Annotated in this window: 16 protein-coding genes; 14 read left to right on the forward strand and 2 right to left on the reverse strand. The window is 39.2% G+C overall.

Annotated elements, in window-relative coordinates; genetic code table 11:
- Positions 1–111 precede the first annotated feature (111 nt).
- The 3 genes from cobA (at position 112) to hemL (ending at position 4,224) form a co-directional block, all read left to right on the forward strand.
- On the forward strand, positions 112–1,629 hold the full coding sequence (gene cobA / locus QA584_RS13235) for a uroporphyrinogen-III C-methyltransferase (RefSeq protein ID WP_278274970.1): 1,518 nt from the start codon (positions 112–114) through the stop codon (positions 1,627–1,629).
- Between the two features lie 352 nt (positions 1,630–1,981).
- The gene (hemB, locus tag QA584_RS13240) at positions 1,982–2,953 is read left to right on the forward strand and encodes a porphobilinogen synthase (RefSeq protein ID WP_278274971.1); all 972 of its coding nucleotides are present in this window, start codon (positions 1,982–1,984) and stop codon (positions 2,951–2,953) included.
- Positions 2,950–4,224 (forward strand): glutamate-1-semialdehyde 2,1-aminomutase, encoded by a 1,275-nt coding sequence (hemL, locus tag QA584_RS13245; protein ID WP_278274972.1) that lies wholly within the window; start codon positions 2,950–2,952, stop codon positions 4,222–4,224. Before hemB ends, hemL begins: the two co-directional genes overlap by 4 nt.
- A 115-nt stretch (positions 4,225–4,339) precedes the next feature.
- On the opposite strand, the gene pdxT is transcribed toward hemL, so the two are convergent.
- Positions 4,340–4,918: a pyridoxal 5'-phosphate synthase glutaminase subunit PdxT gene (gene pdxT / locus QA584_RS13250; RefSeq protein ID WP_278274973.1), complete on the reverse strand. Its 579-nt coding sequence runs from the start codon at positions 4,916–4,918 to the stop codon at positions 4,340–4,342.
- Positions 4,919–5,794, reverse strand: a complete 876-nt coding sequence (gene pdxS / locus QA584_RS13255) for a pyridoxal 5'-phosphate synthase lyase subunit PdxS (protein WP_278274974.1) — start codon at positions 5,792–5,794, stop codon at positions 4,919–4,921. It abuts the gene before it with no gap.
- 439 nt (positions 5,795–6,233) lie between these two features.
- Between pdxS and QA584_RS13260 the strand changes: the two genes are divergently transcribed.
- The 11 genes from QA584_RS13260 to proC all read left to right on the forward strand — a co-directional run bounded on the left by QA584_RS13260 (position 6,234) and on the right by proC (position 19,501).
- The gene (locus QA584_RS13260; RefSeq protein WP_278274975.1) at positions 6,234–7,457 is read left to right on the forward strand and encodes an NAD(P)/FAD-dependent oxidoreductase; all 1,224 of its coding nucleotides are present in this window, start codon (positions 6,234–6,236) and stop codon (positions 7,455–7,457) included.
- A 230-nt stretch (positions 7,458–7,687) separates the two neighbouring features.
- A complete protein-coding gene (locus QA584_RS13265) occupies positions 7,688–9,283 on the forward strand; it encodes an NAD(P)/FAD-dependent oxidoreductase (protein WP_278274976.1) in 1,596 nt (531 codons plus the stop codon).
- A gap of 273 nt (positions 9,284–9,556) precedes the next feature.
- Positions 9,557–10,408, forward strand: coding sequence for a glutamate 5-kinase (gene proB / locus QA584_RS13270; protein ID WP_278274977.1), 852 nt, complete (start codon positions 9,557–9,559; stop codon positions 10,406–10,408).
- Positions 10,409–10,482: 74 nt separating this feature from the next.
- Positions 10,483–10,692, forward strand: a complete 210-nt coding sequence (locus tag QA584_RS13275) for a DUF896 domain-containing protein (RefSeq protein ID WP_278274978.1) — start codon at positions 10,483–10,485, stop codon at positions 10,690–10,692.
- The gene (locus QA584_RS13280; protein ID WP_278274979.1) at positions 10,692–11,255 is read left to right on the forward strand and encodes a 5-formyltetrahydrofolate cyclo-ligase; all 564 of its coding nucleotides are present in this window, start codon (positions 10,692–10,694) and stop codon (positions 11,253–11,255) included. The genes QA584_RS13275 and QA584_RS13280 overlap by 1 nt, the downstream gene beginning before the upstream one ends.
- Before the next feature lie 60 nt (positions 11,256–11,315).
- Positions 11,316–12,560, forward strand: a complete 1,245-nt coding sequence (locus QA584_RS13285; RefSeq protein WP_278274980.1) for a glutamate-5-semialdehyde dehydrogenase — start codon at positions 11,316–11,318, stop codon at positions 12,558–12,560.
- A 377-nt stretch (positions 12,561–12,937) separates the two neighbouring features.
- A complete protein-coding gene (locus QA584_RS13290) occupies positions 12,938–13,444 on the forward strand; it encodes a hypothetical protein (RefSeq protein WP_278274981.1) in 507 nt (168 codons plus the stop codon).
- 179 nt (positions 13,445–13,623) lie between these two features.
- Positions 13,624–15,075, forward strand: coding sequence for a tRNA (N6-isopentenyl adenosine(37)-C2)-methylthiotransferase MiaB (gene miaB, locus QA584_RS13295; RefSeq protein ID WP_278274982.1), 1,452 nt, complete (start codon positions 13,624–13,626; stop codon positions 15,073–15,075).
- A 303-nt stretch (positions 15,076–15,378) separates the two neighbouring features.
- Complete coding sequence (rny, locus tag QA584_RS13300; RefSeq protein WP_442870360.1) at positions 15,379–16,911, forward strand: ribonuclease Y; 1,533 nt, start codon at positions 15,379–15,381, stop codon at positions 16,909–16,911.
- Positions 16,912–17,414: 503 nt separating this feature from the next.
- Positions 17,415–18,611, forward strand: coding sequence for a pyridoxal phosphate-dependent aminotransferase (locus QA584_RS13305; protein WP_278274983.1), 1,197 nt, complete (start codon positions 17,415–17,417; stop codon positions 18,609–18,611).
- An 89-nt stretch (positions 18,612–18,700) separates the two neighbouring features.
- Positions 18,701–19,501, forward strand: a complete 801-nt coding sequence (gene proC / locus QA584_RS13310) for a pyrroline-5-carboxylate reductase (protein ID WP_278274984.1) — start codon at positions 18,701–18,703, stop codon at positions 19,499–19,501.
- The last annotated feature ends 7 nt before the right edge of the window (positions 19,502–19,508 follow it).

The following is a 19,508-nucleotide window of genomic DNA, read 5'->3' on the forward strand; positions in this document are numbered from 1 at the left end:
TTAATCACCTTCCTTGCTGATTTTATCAAGTATACTAAGACAAAAATAACAGCGAAGTTTGAATTATTTATATAAATTAACCTGGTCTAACAGGATATATGGGAGCTTTTTATGAGTAAAAAAGGGATGGTCTATTTAGTCGGAGCAGGTCCTGGTGATCCAGAACTGCTTACTATAAAAGGAGAGGCGAGATTAAAGGAATGTGAGGTCGTAATTTATGACAGACTGGCCGCAGACAGCCTCCTTGATCTGGTTCCGGCAGATAGTGAGAAATTATATGTAGGAAAAGAAGTGGGCAGACACAGTTTTAACCAGGAAGAGATTAATGAACTTATTGTTAAGAAAGCCTTGGAGGGTAAACAGGTTGTCCGTTTAAAAGGCGGTGATCCCTTTGTATTTGGCAGGGGCGGTGAAGAGGTAATGGCTTTGCAGCAGGAGGAAATACCTTACGAGGTCATTCCAGGAATTACTTCAGCCATAGCAGCCGCCACTTATGCCGGTATTCCTGTGACCCACCGGGGGGTCAGCCAAAGCTTTCATGTTATAACAGGACATACCAGAGATTCTAAGAACCAGCTTACGGATAATTATGAAGTATTAGCAAAGTTAGAGGGAACCCTTATATTTTTAATGGGACTTGGCAACTTATCTCTTATAGTAAGTGAACTATTAAAATACGGAAAAGATGGGAGCACACCGGCTGCGGTTATATCAAAGGGAACCACATGCAGACAGAAAACGGTGAAGGGAACCCTGGCAGATATTACTTTAAAGGTTACTCAAAATAATATCAAATCTCCGGCTATTATAATAATTGGAGGTGTTGCACAACTTAATATGAAAGAAGAAAAAAGCGGCAGGTTAACCGGAAAACGAATCGGAGTAACCGGCACAAAGAAATTAACGGATAAACTGGCGGGTGAGTTAAGGCAGTACGGAGCCCAGGTTTATGACCTGGGGTTTTTACAGGTTAAAGAACATACGGACAACAAAGAATTAGCCCAGGCAGTTGGTAGTTTAATGTCTTATACCTGGCTTGTCTTTACCAGTACCAATGGGGTTGATCTATTCTTTGAGTATATAAAAAAGCAGCAGATAGACTACAGACATTTTGCTAGGATTAAATTTGCCGTAGTAGGAAACGGTACGAAAGATGCTTTGTTAAAACAGGGTTTTACTGCGGATTATATGCCAGAGACTTATACTACAGCGGCTTTAGCAAAAGGGCTGGCTGATATCTTAAAAGAAGAAGACCGACTGTTAATCCCAAGAGCATTAAATGGTTCAAAGGATTTAACTGATCGTTTGGATAAGCAACATATACCATATACAGATATAAAGCTTTATTCCATTGTAATCGAGGAAGTGAAAAAGCAGAGGGTAATCAAGGAGTTATCAGGTTATGACTATATTACCTTTGCCAGTGTTTCTGGTGTAGAAGGCTTTTTTGAAAACGCAGAGGAAAGTTTAAGTGCCCGTTTAGAACATACGGTTATCGTCAGTATCGGAGAAGTAACTGCAAAATGTCTTGCAGGTTATGGCGTTACCGGGTTTATTTCGGCTAAGGAATTTAGCGTTAAGGGTATCGTTGAATGTATATTAAATGATACCGAAATTAAAAATATCTAAGACTAAATTCGTGTAAGTCTTATGATAACGACATGATACTTCGTACTGTGGATTAAGGTATTGATATAAAATAATAACTTAGTACTGTAAGTTAGGTATTGATATTAATATAATAACTTAGTACTGAATGTTAGGTATTGATATTAATATAATAACTTAGTACTGTAAGTTAGGTATTGATATTAATATTATAACTTAGTATTTGATTTAAAGTATCATATTATTAACCGAGCTGGAAACTCTTCTTAATTAAGCTAGATAGAACTGTTTAAAATACAGAAGTATCCAACTTATAGGGGTATAGGAAATTTTAAGTTGAAATTATCAGCAGTTTTTAACAGGAGGATAACAAATGATTAGGCGAAGAAGACTAAGGGTAAATGAGACGATAAGAGAATTGGTAAGGGAAACCAGTGTTCAAGTATCAGACCTGATTTATCCGATCTTTGTAATAGAAGGAGAAAATCAAAAAAATCCGGTGGATTCCATGCCGGGGATCTATCAGTACTCCCTTGATCGCTTAGGGGAAGAATTAGTGCGTATTAAGAAAAGCGGCGTAAAGAGCCTTCTGATTTTTGGTATACCTGCACATAAGGATGAAACCGGCAGCGAAGCTTATAATAAAGACGGAATTGTACAAAAAGCAATCCGGTATATAAAAGCCGCTTATCCGGAGTTTATTCTTGTGGCAGATATCTGTCTCTGTGAATATACCTCCCATGGACATTGCGGATTAATAAAAGATGGAGTCATATTAAATGATGAAACTCTCCCATTATTAGCAGAAGCAGCACTGACCTGTGCCCAGGCAGGAGCTGATATGATCGCCCCCTCTGATATGATGGACGGACATATAGGCGAAATCCGTAAGGTACTGGATAACAATGGTTTTATTAATACTCCTATTATGGCATACAGCGCAAAATATGCCTCCGGCTATTATGCTCCTTTTCGGGATGCTGCCCATTCGGCACCGGGATTTGGCGACCGGAAAACCTATCAGATGGATTATGCCAATTCAAAGGAAGCTCTCCGAGAGGTTTTTGATGATATCAAAGAAGGAGCGGATATCGTTATGATTAAACCAGCCCTGGCCTATCTGGATGTAATAAAATCCGTTGCTCTTGAAACAGATTACCCGATAGCTGCTTATAATGTCAGCGGTGAATATGCAATGGTAAAAGCAGCTGCTATGAACGGCTGGATTGATGAGAAAAAAATAGTTATGGAAAATATAACGGCAATGAAACGTGCCGGTGCTAAAATTATCATTACCTATCATGCCTTGGAGGTTGCCGGTTGGATTAAGGAGATGAATCAATGAAGACTCAGAAATCGGAAGAATTATATCAAAAAGCAGTAAAGTTTATGCCGGGAGGTGTCAACAGTCCGGTAAGGGCTTTTGGGTCTGTAGGAAGGACTCCGTTATTTATAGAACGGGCTAAGGGCAGTAAAATTTATGATGCAGACGGCAATGAATATATCGATTATGTGTGTTCCTGGGGACCTGCTATCTTAGGACATGCCCACGAAGAAGTAGTCGAAGAGGTAAGAAAAGCTGCCCTTGATGGTTTAACTTATGGTGCACCTACTAAAAAAGAGATTATCCTAACCGAATTGATTTCAGAAATTATGCCCTCTATGGAAATGATAAGGTTAGTAAGTTCCGGAACCGAAGCGGTCATGAGTGCCATAAGGACTGCCAGAGGTTATACGAAAAAGGATATGATTATTAAATTTCGAGGCTGTTATCACGGACATTCTGACGGATTACTGGTTAAAGCCGGTTCGGCAGCACTTACCCAGTCGGTCCCGGATAGTGCAGGAGTTCCAGCGTCTTATACAGAAAATACCCTGATTGCAGATTATAATGATAAAGCATCTGTCAGTCAATTATTTGAACGGTTTAAAGGAAAGATAGCTGCTGTTCTAGTGGAGCCGGTTGCTGCCAATATGGGAGTAGTACTGCCGGAGGAGGATTTTTTATCTTACTTAAGGGAGATAACCTATAAAGAAGAGGCATTACTTATTTTTGACGAAGTTATCACCGGATTTCGATTAGGTCTTGGAGGTGCTCAGGCATATTTTAATATAAAGCCGGATCTTACTACCCTTGGTAAAATTGTAGGTGGTGGAATGCCCATTGGTGCTTACGGCGGAAGAAGAGATATTATGCAGGTTGTTTCTCCTCTTGGTCCTGTTTATCAGGCGGGAACCCTCTCAGGTAATCCAATTGCAACCGCAGCAGGTATAAAAACTCTTGAAATCCTAAAGAAAAATACATTCATATACCAAGAGCTGGAAGTAAAAGCAAAATTACTTGCCGATGCTTATGCAGACAGGGCAGCCGGTAAAGGGGAGGCTATTAAAGTCAATCAAATTGGTTCTTTGTTAAGTGCTTTTTTCACAGACAAAGAAGTTAAGGATTATAATTCGGCAGTTTCTTCCGACACTGGCAAATATGCCGCTTATTTTAGAACTATGCTGGAACAGGGAATTTATGTTGCGCCCTCCCAGTATGAAGCCATGTTCGTATCGGCTGCCCATTCCGAGGCAGATCTTGAAAAAACCTGCAGGATAATCAGAGAGAATTAGCAGGATAAATGATACTTAAAACGCGAATGACTGTAGAATTTTATAATTCTGCTATCATTCGCGTTATTTTGTATAAGAAGTTAAAACGTCAGGCATGATACCCTTATAGTTGGCATCACATATTATTTAAAAGACCAGTCATATTAAGAAAATAGCGGTGTATCATAAGATTGTCGGTGAGTTCTGGATGAAAGGAGATACCTAACTGGTTTTTATACCGAACAGCAGTAATCCGGTTATCAACTACAGCCAGGATTTGCGTAGAACTGCCTGCTGCTTCTATATATGGTGCCCGTATGAATTTCATTGGAACCATACCAATTCCTTCAAAATAGTTCTCCGTATAAAAACTCCCTAACTGCCGTCCATAAGCATTACGCCTTACTGTAACAGGAAGCGTCCCAAAATGGACCGTATCAGAATCTGCAAGATGGGAAGCTAACAGAATTAAACCGGCACAGGTGCCTAAAACCGGCAGACCTCCTTCAAGCATTTCCTTTAAAGGGTCAAACAGTTTTAAGTCCTTTAATAACTTTCCCATTACAGTACTTTCTCCACCAGGAAGGATCAGTCCGTCCATAGGTCTGTTTAAATCGGATTTTTTCCGTATTTCAAAGGACTCTGTCTCTAATCTGCTTAAAGCGTTTTCATGTTCAATAAAAGCCCCTTGTAAGGCTAAAACTCCGATTGTCATTTATCTGCCCCTTTCTGCCATTAACAGGTTAATCTCATTTTCATTTATTCCAACCATGGCTTCTCCTAAATCCTCCGACAAATCCGCTATTAATTTGGCATCTGTAAAATTGGTAACGGCTTTTACGATGGCAGCAGCACGTTTCGCTGGATTGCCGGACTTAAAGATACCGGAACCTACAAAAACCCCTTCTGCTCCTAACTGCATCATAAGAGCAGCATCGGCAGGAGTAGCTACACCGCCGGCGGCAAAGTTAACCACCGGAAGTCTGCCCCTGTTATGGACATACTGTACTAAATCATAAGGCACCTGTAATTCTTTGGCGGCCTGATACAGCTCCTCTTCCCTTAAAGCGGCAAGGCTTGCAATTTCCCGGTTCATTTTTCTCATATGTCTTACCGCCTGGACAATATCACCGGTACCTGGTTCTCCTTTGGTGCGGATCATAGCTGCCCCTTCACTGGTTCGGCGCAAGGCTTCTCCCAGATCTTTCGCACCGCATACAAAAGGAACTTTAAATTTAGTCTTATCGATATGATATACATCATCAGCAGGGGATAAAACTTCACTTTCATCAATATAGTCGATCTCAATCGCTTCTAAAATCTGTGCTTCTGCAAAATGACCGATACGGCATTTTGCCATTACAGGAATGGAAACTGCCTTTTGAATCCCCTTTATCATAGCAGGATCACTCATTCGGGCGACACCTCCAGCGGCCCGTATGTCCGCCGGAATCCGCTCCAGGGCCATAACCGCACAAGCACCGGCATTCTCTGCAATAACAGCCTGTTCTGGTGTAGTGACATCCATAATAACCCCGCCTTTAAGCATCTGGGCGAGTTCTTTGTTTAACTCATATCTGTTTTCTTTCAAAATGAAACCTCCCTGAATTAATGAATTTAACTAGTATCCGGATACAAGGGGCCACTGTAAGGTACCGTGAACTATCTTACAAAGCCTCTTTGTTATAAAGTATATTATAACGGATACTGCCCCTGTTAAAACATCCAAAATAGAATATTTTAACAGAGCCAGATTTTTGTTAAAGATGAAAGACTATGCAAAGTTATGTATTAAAGCCATGCTTTTGCTGACAATTTAAAAGAAATGTTTGTAAATGATAAAGTTTTACTTTAAAAAATGTTAATATATAACAAGAAAAACATGAAAAAACTTCAAAATGAACACCTCCCCCAATAATACTACTTGAAATAACGGTAAAGTATGGTTAAAATATAGGTATTGTATAATTACAAACTATAATTATTAAAATATACATCATATAGATCAGACGATAGGGAGGATTCCCTCTATGGGTAATGTTATTATTGTTGGCGGCGGAGCCTCAGGATTAATGGCAGCGGTCTTTGCTGCCAGGCAGTTGGAAAAAGTCACGGTGCTGGAACATAAGGATAAAATCGGGAAAAAGATTTTAGCTACCGGTAATGGTAAATGTAACTATACAAACCTTGATCAAGGTCCTAAGATGTACAGAGGAAATGACAGTTCCTTTGCCATGAAGGTACTGCCATTGTTTCATGTTAACCATACTATTGATTTATTTAAGGAGCTTGGCATATATCCAAAAGAAAAAAACGGTTATCTATATCCTAATTCCGAACAGGCTTCTTCTGTGGTCGAGGTACTAAAACTTGAGCTTAATCGCCTGAAGGTAAAAATCTGCTGCGAGGTTGACGTAGAAGGAATTAAAAAGGACAAGAGCGGATTCCTTATTATAACAAATAAGGGAGAGTATACAGCCGATACTGTTATACTCTCAGCCGGAGGATGTGCTTCCCCAAATCTTGGTTCCGACGGAAGCGGCTACGGACTTGCTGAAAAATTGGGACACAGAATTATAAAACCCCTGCCGGCATTGGTACAATTAAAATCTGATGCTAAATATTTCAAAACATTAGCAGGCGTCAGAACCAAAGTGTTTATCAGGCTGTTTATAGAGGATAACTTTGCAGCGGAAGAACAGGGAGAATTATTGCTGGCAGCTTACGGAGTCTCCGGAATCCCAATTATGCAGTTAAGCAGTTATGCCACCAGAGCACTAGACCAAAAGAAAAAAGTTCACCTGCTTATTGACTTTCTTCCTGAGGTTACAAAAGAAGAGTTAGTAGAGATGTTATATAAACGGGTAGGACGAAACCCCTCTGTTACAGCTGAAGAAGCCTTGATTGGATTATTTAATAATAAACTTGCTTATGTTGGATTAAAACAGGCAGGAATCGATCCCTTGGAACTATGTGCTTTGGTTGGGAAAAATAAGCTTTATCATCTGGCAGAACAGTTTAAAGAATGGAAGGTTGTTATAAGCGGGCCTGGAACCTTTGACCAGGCACAAGTTACTGCGGGAGGCGTTGATACAGCAGAAATTAATGACCGGACCTTAGAATCCAAATTAGTAAAAGGACTTTATTTTACAGGTGAAATAATTGATATAGACGGGACCTGCGGCGGTTACAATCTTCAATGGGCCTGGACCACCGGAGCGGTGGCTGGAATGAACTGTGGTATCATGAAATAGGTTTCACAGAATATACGAAATGGAAGAAAAACAATAAACTGAAAGGATGCCGTAAAAGGATTTAACAAACTATCTTTTTAATGGCAGTATCGCATCTGAGCTTGCGATATGCAAGGTTAAAGTATGAAAGAAATTTATTATGAGAAAGGTTGCCACACTGAGCATCTTTCACACATTCTTATTTGTGGCAGTATCCCAGACCAGCCTGGGATATGCAATGGGTGTAAATTATGATTCAAATAACACAGCTTAAATTAAATATAAATCACACCCAGGACGATTTAAGTAAGCTAATAGCAAAACAATTGAAGGTTTCCCCACAGGAAATCTTAAATTTTTCTATTACCAAGAAATCCATCGATGCGAGAAAAAAGAATACGCCATTTTATGTTTATAATGTTTTAGTTACCCTTAAGGAGGAATTAAAGGTAATGAAACGGGTTAAAAGCCCCAACATTACCCTGGGACAACGCCCTAAGTATGAATTCATACCCAGTGGGGAGGAAACACTGAAACACCGTCCGGTCATTGCAGGCTCCGGTCCGGCAGGTTTGTTCTGCGGGCTTATGCTGGCACGAAACGGGTACCATCCCATTATTATTGAGCGTGGAGATGAAATAAACCGGCGTGTTAAGGCAGTGGAACACTATTGGGTCAGTAATGAATTGGATGTAAATTCCAATGTACAATTTGGTGAAGGAGGCGCAGGAACTTTTTCCGACGGTAAGTTAAATACTCTGGTAAAAGATGAATTGGGCAGAAATCATAAGGTATTAGAAGTATTTGCAGAACACGGTGCCCCAGAGGAGATATTATATCTTAATAAGCCTCATATCGGAACCGATTGTTTAAGGTCTGTTGTTCAGGGCATAAGGGAAGAAATTATTTCTCTGGGCGGTGAAGTGAGATTTAATACCTGTCTGACCGATCTCACCCTTCAAAAGGGTAAATTGGCTGGAATAGAGGTTAACGGCAAAGAGTTCATCCCCTGTAGTGTTTTAGTAACGGCAGTGGGACACAGTGCCAGAGATACCTTTTTATTACTATACAAAAAGGGTTTTCAGTTATCACCGAAATCATTTGCTATCGGGGTAAGGATAGAACATCCCCAGCTTCTGATTAACCAAAATCAATATGGGGAGGCCCACAGCCAGTTACCGGCTGCGGATTATAAACTTACCTTTAATGCCAAAACCGGCAGAAGTATTTATTCCTTTTGCATGTGTCCAGGAGGCTTTGTCGTAAATTCCTCTTCGGAACTAGGAGGAATTGCAGTAAACGGTATGAGCAACCATGCCAGGAATGAAGCCAATGCCAACAGTGCCTTAATTGTAACGGTAACACCGAAGGACTTTCCAAAACAGGAAGGTATTCCGGAAGTGTTAGCAGGTATTGAATTTCAGCGTATCTGGGAACGAAAAGCCTATGAAACCGGTCGTGGTCTTATACCGGTCCAGTTATTTGGAGACTTGTTAAGGAACCGGGAGAGTGTTACAATAGGGCATATTAAACCTAATATAAAAGGAAATTACAAGCTCTCTAATCTAAGACAGTGCCTTCCTGAGTATGTAACCGATTCTATCATCGAAGGAGTCCAGGCCTTTGACCGAATCATACCTGGTTTTTGCGATGATGAGGCGGTTTTGTCAGGAGTTGAAACCAGGACTTCCTCACCCCTTAGAATAGAACGGGATGAAAGGTTTGAAGCCAGTATATCCGGTGTCTATCCCTGTGGAGAAGGGGCGGGTTATGCAGGGGGTATAACCTCTGCGGCAATAGACGGTATAAAGGTATTCGAAGCAATTGCGAAACGATACAAGATGTAAATTGACAGGAAAAGAGGATGATAGAAAAAGAAGGAGATTTAATGTGGAAGCTTAAAAGAAGAAGCTTAAAAGAAGAAGCTTAAAAGAAAAAGCTTAAAAGAAGAAGTTTACAAGAAGAAGATTATAAGAAGAAGCTTAAAAGAGGAAGATAGAAAGAAGATTAAAAGAATAAATATCAAAGAGTAACTATAAAACCGGCTTGGTATGTGTAATCGAGATACGCAGCAAGGTTCATAATATAAGTATTGATTTCGTGATACGAGAGGAGCACATATGTCTTTTAACAGAGATGCCATTAAAGATAAAAAACGGATTGTCATTAAAATAGGTTCATCTTCCCTGACACATGAAAGTACCGGTAGTCTGAATCTTTCTAAAATGGAAAAACTGGTACGGGTATTAACGGATCTCAGAAACCAGGGCAAGGATGTTATACTGGTATCCTCCGGAGCAATAGCGGTAGGACGGGAAACCCTTGGATTAAAGGAAAAACCAAAGGATAAGGCTGCTAAGCAGGCCTGTGCGGCTGTGGGCCAGGCCAGGCTGATGATGGTATACCAGAAATTATTTGCAGAATACAATCAGGTCCCGGCACAAATCCTTATGACAAAATATACTATGATTAATGATATCAGCAGAGAGAATGCCAGAAATACCTTTGAAGAATTGCTGACCATGGGTGTTATACCTATTGTTAATGAGAATGATACGGTTTCCACCGACGAGATTGAATTCGGCGATAATGATACCTTATCTGCTTTGGTAGCTGCTTTGGTTGATGCAGACCTGTTAATACTTTTGTCAGATATTGACGGTTTATATACGGATGATCCTCGTAAGAATATAGAAGCTGTTTTTATTGATTATGTAGAGGTAATAGATGAGAAACTGGCTAAGATGGGTAAGGATTCCTCGACGTCTGTTGGAACCGGCGGCATGACTACCAAGATTTCCGCGGCAAGAATTGCTACGGACTCAGGTGCTGATATGATTATTGCCAACGGAGAAGACATTTACATAATTAATGAAATTATGGAAGGCAGGAATGTGGGAACCTTGTTCAAAGCCCATAAAGATGAAAATTTTGTATTGTTGGATTATATCCGTACCAGACAGTATCCGTAATCACTTTGGGTCAGGTCTAAAAACTGTTATAAACAGATGAATAAAACAGCTTATGGTAAGAGAGGTAAAGAAAAATGGATGACAATAAGTTAGCAAGAATCAATGAATTATATAAGAAATCCCAGAACGGGGGTCTGACAGGCGAAGAAAAGCAGGAACAGGCTGATTTAAGAAGCGAATATATTAATGCGATACGAAAGAATCTCCGGGGTACCTTAAACCAGATTTCCTTATTAAATCCGGATGGTACCGTAACGGAACTTAAGAAAAAGGATTTACAGTAATGATAAAGCAGGAAATCCGCAAAAATATCAGAGAACAGAAAAGCAGATTATCCTTTCAGGAACGGGAGACTTACAGCAACCTAATTATTAAGAAGCTAACAGAGCAAAGGGAATACCAAAGGGCCAGCGAAGTTTTTTGTTATATTTCCTTTAATCAGGAAGTCATAACATCAGCTTTTATTGAGGAGGCTTTGTCAGGGAGGAAAAGAATTGCTGTACCTAAAATAACCGGTGACGGAATGAAGTTTTACTATATCAGTTCTCTTAAGAATTTAAAACCCGGAGTTCTTGGAATCCTCGAGCCGGATACGAGAAACGAAGAAGCTGTACCCAAAAAAGGAAATGAGAATCTAATTATAGTGCCAGGGCTGGCATTTGACCTCCTTGGTAACCGTATTGGTTATGGAAAAGGGTATTACGACGCATTTTTTGGAAAATACAAGGATTTCTCCTGGATAAAAACAGCTTTGGCTTATGATTTTCAGATTCTTCCTAAACTCCCTGCAGAGGAACATGATATAAAGGTAGATCACATAATAACCCAAAGCGGTTTGATTAAATAATTTAAGTTTACAAATCAAATTTATATAATTTATCAATAATTATAAGGAAGGTGGATTACGATGAAGTATCTTAATGAGCTGGGTGCCAGGTCCAAAACAGCCGCCACGGTATTGAATACACTGGGTGTGACACGCAAAAATGAAGGTCTTAAGGCTGCTGCCGAGGCATTACTTGCCAATGAAGCAAAGCTGCTAACAGCCAATGAACAAGACATTGCAAAGGCAGTTGAAAATGGTATGGCAGAATCTTTAATAGACCGTCTTCGGTTAAATCACGACCGCATAAAAGGTATGGCAAAAGGACTACTAGATCTTGTGGATTTAAATGATCCGGTTGGTGAAGTGATATCCATGAATACACGTCCTAATGGTCTGGTCATCGGTCAGAAACGCGTTCCAATTGGTGTAATTGGTATCATCTACGAATCCCGTCCTAATGTTACAGCAGATGCCTTCGGTCTTTGCTTTAAAACTGGAAATGCCGTTATATTACGGGGCGGCAGTGATGCCCTTCATTCCAATACGGCTATTGTTGCTGTAATTAGAAAAGCGCTGAAACAGGTTGGTCTGACGGAAGATGCTCTGCAGTTAATTGAAGATACCAGCAGAGAAACGGCAAAAGAAATGATGCAGTTAAATCAGTACATTGATTTATTGATTCCACGGGGTGGAGCAGGACTAATCCGTACGGTAATCGAGAACAGCACCATACCGGTAATTGAGACCGGAACCGGAAACTGTCACGTATATGTCGATGAAGCTGCGGATTTTGAAATGGCTCTTAATATCATTGATAACGCCAAGACCCAGCGTCTGGGAGTATGCAATGCTTGTGAATCATTAGTAGTACACAGTAAAATTGCAGAGGAATTCCTTCCTTTGATCTATGAAAGATTAACCGAAAAACAGATTATCTTCCGCGCAGACGAAAGAGCTCTGGCAATTTGTGATAAGATGGAACCGGCAAAAGAAGAGGATTACGGCAAAGAATATTTAGACCGGTTTATTTCCTTAAAAATTGTCGATACCATTGAGGAAGCCATTGCACATATTAATTATTACAATACAAAACATTCCGAGTCCATTATCACCAAAGATTATGATCATGCTATGAAGTTTTTAAATGAAATCGATGCAGCAGCTGTGTATGTCAATGCTTCAACACGGTTTACAGATGGCGGCGAATTCGGCTTTGGAGCTGAAATCGGTATCAGTACCCAGAAACTTCATGCCAGAGGACCAATGGGCCTGACCGCCTTGACTTCCACGAAATACATTATATTCGGTAACGGGCAGATTCGGTAAGAAATTAACATTTATTAATCCAGAGGTAGAACTTTTTAGGATTAAGATACTTTTTGGGATATGTGCATCAGGGTGAAACAATCGTGTTTTTATCCGGTACACATATCCCTTTGATTTTTTAAGAACTGAAAAGTTAGGGATGACAGGATTGGTAATTACATACAAGAAAATTAATAGTTTTGCCTTCCATACTCGGCGGCAGAAGGCGTTAGGACATATTCTTAATATGGACATTGGGGGAAATTAATTGTACATAAAGGAGAAGGGTATTGCCAGTAAGCAAATAATTTAATAATGGAGTTATAAACCATAGTAAAGGAATTAATGGATACAAGGTTCAAATTATTTTTATCTTAACTGATACAGGAGATGATTAAATGACAAAATTACAAAGGTTGATAAAAAAATGCATGGAACAAAATAATCTTAATTCTGGAACCGCAGAATCATTTAACAGTGCATTAAAGGATTTAGGCAGATGGGTATTAACTCTGTATACGAATGGGAAACTGACATTTGAAAGTACTGCAAAAGATAACACAAAGCTCCATGATAATCTAAATATAAAGGATTTTATCAAAGAAGTCGGTGATAATGCTTTAAAATGTGGTTATTTTAGGCGTGGGGACAAAACTTTTTTTGAACTTATCGCCTTATGCCATAAGGAATTATCAGAAGCCCTGAATGAGTTTAATGAAGGTTACCATCCCTGTTATACCTATTACAGGGAGGACAGCGAACCAAAAGGTATCCCTTCTGAATTAGCCGATGTTATCATACGGATATTTATAATGTGTTATCAATATGATATCGATATTGAAACTGTTTTAATAGAGAAAAACGAATATAATAATTCTAAATTCCATCGGGATAAAAAACATTAGCCTGGTATAATTGAATACGTTGTGTAAAGAAAATTCGTGTAAAGCTTACATAAATATACTCAGTTTTACTGATAGAATATGGTATAAGAACTTACCGGTAAAATATTGCGTGTTGAAATTTTCCTGTAATTCATATATAATCTTACTGTCATAATTTTATAAGAAAGTAGAGATTAAAGATGATTTATACGGATATTGATTTAGATAAAGTTGATATAAACGGTAAGGAACCGGTAAAAGAACCGGAACGCCAGTATTATTTTATGGCTATGTGCAGGGAATGGGTCAGGGAAAAGGAAAAAGAAGCCGGTAGACCACTAACCTACATTACCCAGACCTTTGGCTGTCAGATGAATGCCAAGGATTCCGAAAAGTTAGCCGGTATATTAGAGAAAGTCGGATTTCATGAAACTGATACGGAGGAAGCGGATTTCGTAGCCTATAATACTTGTACCGTAAGGGAGAATGCCAATACCCGTGTATATGGGCGACTTGGTTACTTAAATAGCTTAAAACGGAAAAATCCTAATATGATGATTGCTTTATGCGGCTGTATGATGCAAGAGGACGCAGTAGTTGAAAAAATAAGAAAGAGCTATCGGTTTGTTGATATCATTTTTGGAACACATAATATTTTTAAATTGGCAGAATTAATATATTCCAGATTAACATCCAAAGGTATGATTATTGATATATGGAAAGATACCGATCAGATTGTGGAAGATCTTCCTAGTGAAAGGAAGTTTAAATTCAAGGCCGGAGTCAACATAATGTATGGCTGCAATAATTTTTGCAGTTATTGCATTGTGCCCTATGTAAGAGGAAGGGAAAGAAGCCGTAATCCGGAGGATATTATTAAGGAAATCAAGGAGTTAACCGCCGATGGTGTAGTTGAAATCATGCTCCTTGGTCAGAATGTCAATTCCTATGGAAAAACCCTTAACAATCCCATATCTTTTGCAGAACTTTTAAAAGAAATTGAAAAAATCGAAGGTCTGAAACGGATTCGTTTTATGACTTCTCATCCGAAGGACTTATCCGATTCCTTAATTGAAGTTATGAAAGCTTCTAAAAAAATCTGCAGTCATCTACATCTTCCGGTACAGTCCGGCAGCAGTAACGTCTTAAAGATTATGAACCGCAGATATACCAAGGAGGATTATTTATCTTTAGTAGACCGGATAAAAACCGCAATGCCGGATATATCTTTGACTACCGATATAATTGTAGGTTTCCCGGGAGAGACGGAAGAGGACTTTTTAGAGACCCTTGAGGTAGTAAAGAAAGTACGGTATGACAGTGCTTATACCTTTCTTTATTCCAAACGTTCCGGTACCCCTGCCGCCCAGATGGAGGACCAGGTGGATGAGGCTGTTGCCAAAGAGCGGTTTGACCGCCTGCTAAAGGTAATCCAGGAAATCTCAGGGGAGCTTACTGCCAGACATGAAGGTGAAATTAAGGAAGTTTTGGTGGAGGAAGTAAATGAACAGAATAACACGTTACTGACCGGAAGGTTAAGCAATAATATATTGGTTCATTTTACCGGTACACCGGATATGATTGGTTCACTTATTCCTGTTAAATTAACAGAATGTAAGGGATTTTATTATATTGGAGAGGTGGCCTACTAATTGTTGTGGTTTTTATAAAGATTTTAAAAACTATGAATGTTCCTTCTTCCTGGTAATTGGTTTATATTTTGATTCAAAAAACAACAGATTTTTAATGAATGGATAAGTTGTATTAACAGTGCGATTAGTATAATAATTCAAAATAATTACGATTATTTTCGTTATATTGTGACATAATGCATAAAAATTTAGTAACTATACTTGACATACTGGACAAAACAGTATAAAATTTAAGTGTTGTATCTTTGTACAATGAAAATTAAATAAGGAGGTGCTCCTGTGCAAGAAATACTAAAAATAGGTATTACTATTTTAGTTACCTCAGTTATAGTTGCTCTTCTTGTTTGGAAAATTGCGACAGCTTATCGTATTAAAGTCGTAGAGGCGAAGATAGGTTCTGCAGAAGAAAAAGCAAGAGAAATCATAGATGAAGCTTTAAAAACAGCTGAAACTAAGAAGAGAGAAGCCTTACTCGAAGCAAAGGAAGAGTCGTTAAAGACTAAGAATGAGTTAGAGAAGGAAACTAAGGAAAGAAGAGCAGAAGTGCAGCGTTATGAGAAACGTGTTCTTTCTAAAGAAGAAACTTTAGACAGGAAGACGGAAGCACTTGAGAAGAAGGAATCTAAGCTTGCAGCGAAAGAAGCTGAACTTGACAGAGTCAGGGGTGAAGCGGAAGAACTTCACGGCAGACAATTGCAGGAGTTAGAAAAAATTTCTGGACTTACCTCCGAACAAGCAAAAGAATATCTTTTAAAAACTGTTGAAGACGAAGTAAAACATGAAACCGCAATGTTAGTAAAAGAACTTGAAAGCAAGGCAAAAGAAGAAGCAGACAAAAAGGCAAAGGACTATGTTGTTACCGCAATTCAAAAATGCGCTGCAGACCATGTGGCTGAAACAACCATATCCGTTGTACAACTTCCCAATGATGAGATGAAGGGCAGAATTATAGGTAGAGAAGGACGTAACATACGTACGTTAGAAACCTTGACCGGTGTTGATTTAATTATCGACGATACACCGGAAGCTGTTATCTTATCCGGTTTTGATCCAATCAGAAGAGAGGTAGCAAGAATCGCTCTTGAAAAACTGATTGTGGATGGAAGAATCCATCCCGCTAGAATAGAAGAGATGGTTGAGAAAGCTCAAAAAGAAGTTGAAGTCATGATTCGTGAAGAAGGTGAAGCCGCTACTCTTGAAGTTGGTGTTCACGGTATTCATCCTGAACTTGTACGTTTACTTGGTAAAATGAAGTTTAGAACAAGCTATGGACAAAATGCTTTGAAGCATTCGATAGAAGTTGCCCATTTATCCGGATTACTTGCCGGAGAAATCGGTGTTGATATCCGAATGGCAAAAAGGGCTGGCTTACTACATGATATTGGAAAATCTGTTGACCATGAGATGGAAGGCTCACATATTCAGATTGGTGTTGATTTATGCAGAAAGCATAAAGAATCGCCAATCGTTATTAATGCGGTTGAGTCACATCACGGTGACGTTGAACCTGAGTCATTAATTGCATGTATTGTACAGGCTGCTGATACAATTTCAGCCGCAAGACCTGGTGCAAGAAGAGAAACGTTAGAAACATACACAAACAGATTGAAACAGTTAGAAGATATCTCAAACGGCTTTAAAGGGGTAGATAAGTCATTTGCAATACAGGCAGGTCGTGAAGTCCGCATTATGGTAGTTCCGGAACAAATCACGGATGCCGATATGATATTACTTGCACGTGACATATCAAAACAGATTGAGTCGGAATTAGAATATCCGGGTCAGATCAAAGTCAATGTAATCAGAGAATCCAGAGTTACTGATTATGCGAAATAGTATATTTTATTAATTTTACAGCGAAATCTTTATAGAGAAATTTATAAAGATTTCGCTTTTTTTATGCCTTGTAAAGTCCAACTTTAAATAAACCTTATAAAAAAGCACAAAAAACTCATTAAGAGGTTTTCCGCTGCACAGACAATAAAGACGCACATACTATAAAGACTGCTCAGTCTAGCCGGACTCCTTGGTCTGCCAGACTTACCTGGATATCCAGAAGGCTCATTCATGTTAGCTTCAGAACAGGAATCCTTATACAATGCCATAACCGAATTTAATCTGTAATAAACGCAAATGTCTTTACTATAAACACATATGTTTTTGTCAGATTTACATAAATTTTGATTTTTTATTAATTTTTGCTTGCAATCTATAACCAGATATAATACAATACTTAGGAAACTTTCTAAAGGTGTATATTTGTATACAATAAACCAATTGTAAGACAGCGGATTCCGGGAAAAGAATGAAATTTGGGAACGCTTATAAGGAGGATAACGATGTCATTAGAACTATCAAAAAAAGCACAGGCAGTAAAGCCTTCATCAACCCTTGCAATCACTGCAAAAGCAAAGGAATTAATGGCCCAGGGAATCGACGTGGTCGGATTTGGGGCGGGAGAACCCGATTTTGATACCCCTGATAATATTAACGAAGCTGCAATTAAGGCAATTCATGATGGATTTACAAAATATACTGATGCATCCGGTACCTTGGAATTAAAGCAGGCAGTTTGTAAAAAATTCGAAGCCTTTAACAAGCTTAGTTATAAACCCAATCAAATTGTTATCAGCAACGGGGGAAAGCATTCTTTAACGAATGTTTTTGAAGCTATTTTAAATCCGGGTGATGAAGTTATTATTCCTGCTCCTTACTGGCTGAGTTATCCTGAAATCGTTAAGCTGGCCGATGGTGTTCCTGTATATATAAAAGCTAGTAAAGAGAGGGCTTATAAAATTACAGCAGAGCAGGTTGCGGCTGCCTGTACCAATAAAACCAAAGCCCTTATCTTAAATTCACCCAGCAATCCTACCGGTGTAATTTATACCCGTGAGGAATTGGAAGCCATAGCTAAGGTAGTGGTAGAAAAGGATATTTATGTGGTAGCAGATGAAATGTACGAGAATCTGATTTATGGGGATTTTGAACATGTAAGTATCGCATCCCTTAATGAAGAAATCTACATAAGAACCATTACCTGCAGCGGTGTTGCAAAAAGCTATGCCATGACAGGCTGGAGAATCGGATATACCGGTTCCAGTGCAGAAATCGCTAAATTAATGGGAAGCGTACAAAGCCATCAGACCTCAAACCCCAACTCTATCGCACAAAAGGCAGCAACAGAAGCGTTAAATGGTCCTCAGGATACGGTAGCAGCAATGGCGAATGAATTTAATAAAAGAAGAATATATATGGTAGAAAGAATTGGAGCAATGCCTCATATTGATGCAATAACTCCTCAGGGAGCATTTTATCTGTTTGTAGATTGCAGCAAGGTTCTTGAGAAGGAATATAAAGGCGTTCAAATTGCTACAACAGAAAAACTTGCTGAAATCTTAATTACTGATTATAATATAGCTGTGGTACCCTGCGGTGACTTCGGTTTTGACGACCACATCCGTTTGTCCTATGCGATAAGCCAGGAACAGATTAAAAAAGGTATGGATCGCCTGGAGAAATTTGTAAAGGCACTATAAGATATACAGAAGATATATAGAAGATATATAGAAGATATACCGATTTTATGTGAAGAAAAGAGAAGGTTCGTAATGAGGAGGATGAAACAATGGCAATGATGGGATTTATAGGTGCCGGTAATATGGGTTATCCCATGATACGGGGTGCCGTAAAGGCTTTTGGTACGGAACAGGTCATATTTACCGATGCCGGTAAGGAAAGATGTGAATTTGTAAAACAGGAAACGGGACTTGAGTTTGTAACTGAAAACAAAGCCATTGCAGACACATGTAAATATATTGTACTTGCGGTTAAACCTCAGTTTTACGACATTGTTTTAAAGGAAATAAAAGAGGCAGTAACAACAGATCAAGTGGTTATCTCCATTGCGGCAGGTGTTACCATCGATAATGTAAAAGCTTTTCTAGGCGAAACAGTCCGGGTGGTTCGTGCCATGCCCAATACTCCTGCTCTGGTAAAAGAAGGTATGTCAGGGGTATGTTATTCTAAAGATACTTATTCCGAGGAGGAAAAAGAAGTAATAGATGCGCTCTTTTCATCCTTTGGTAACTATCAGTTATTTGATGAAAACTTAATGAATGCGGTAGTCTGTGCCAACGGAAGTTCCCCGGCTTATGTGTATCTTTTTATTGAAGCATTAGCGGACAGTGTGGTAAAGTACGGCATTCCAAGAGATAAAGCATATACTTTAGTTTCTCAGACTGTACTAGGAGCTGCCAAAATGGTTTTAGAAACCGGTGAACATCCTGGTAAATTAAAAGACCAGGTATGTTCACCAGGGGGTACTACCATAGCTGGGGTAGCGGCTCTGGAGGAATACGGTTTCCGCAATGCTATTATTAAGGCAACGGATGCCTGTTATGAAAAAGCGGTATCGTTAAAGAAATAATAGAATG

This window comes from Anaerocolumna sp. AGMB13025, assembly GCF_029689925.1.
Lineage (GTDB): Bacteria > Bacillota > Clostridia > Lachnospirales > Lachnospiraceae > Anaerocolumna.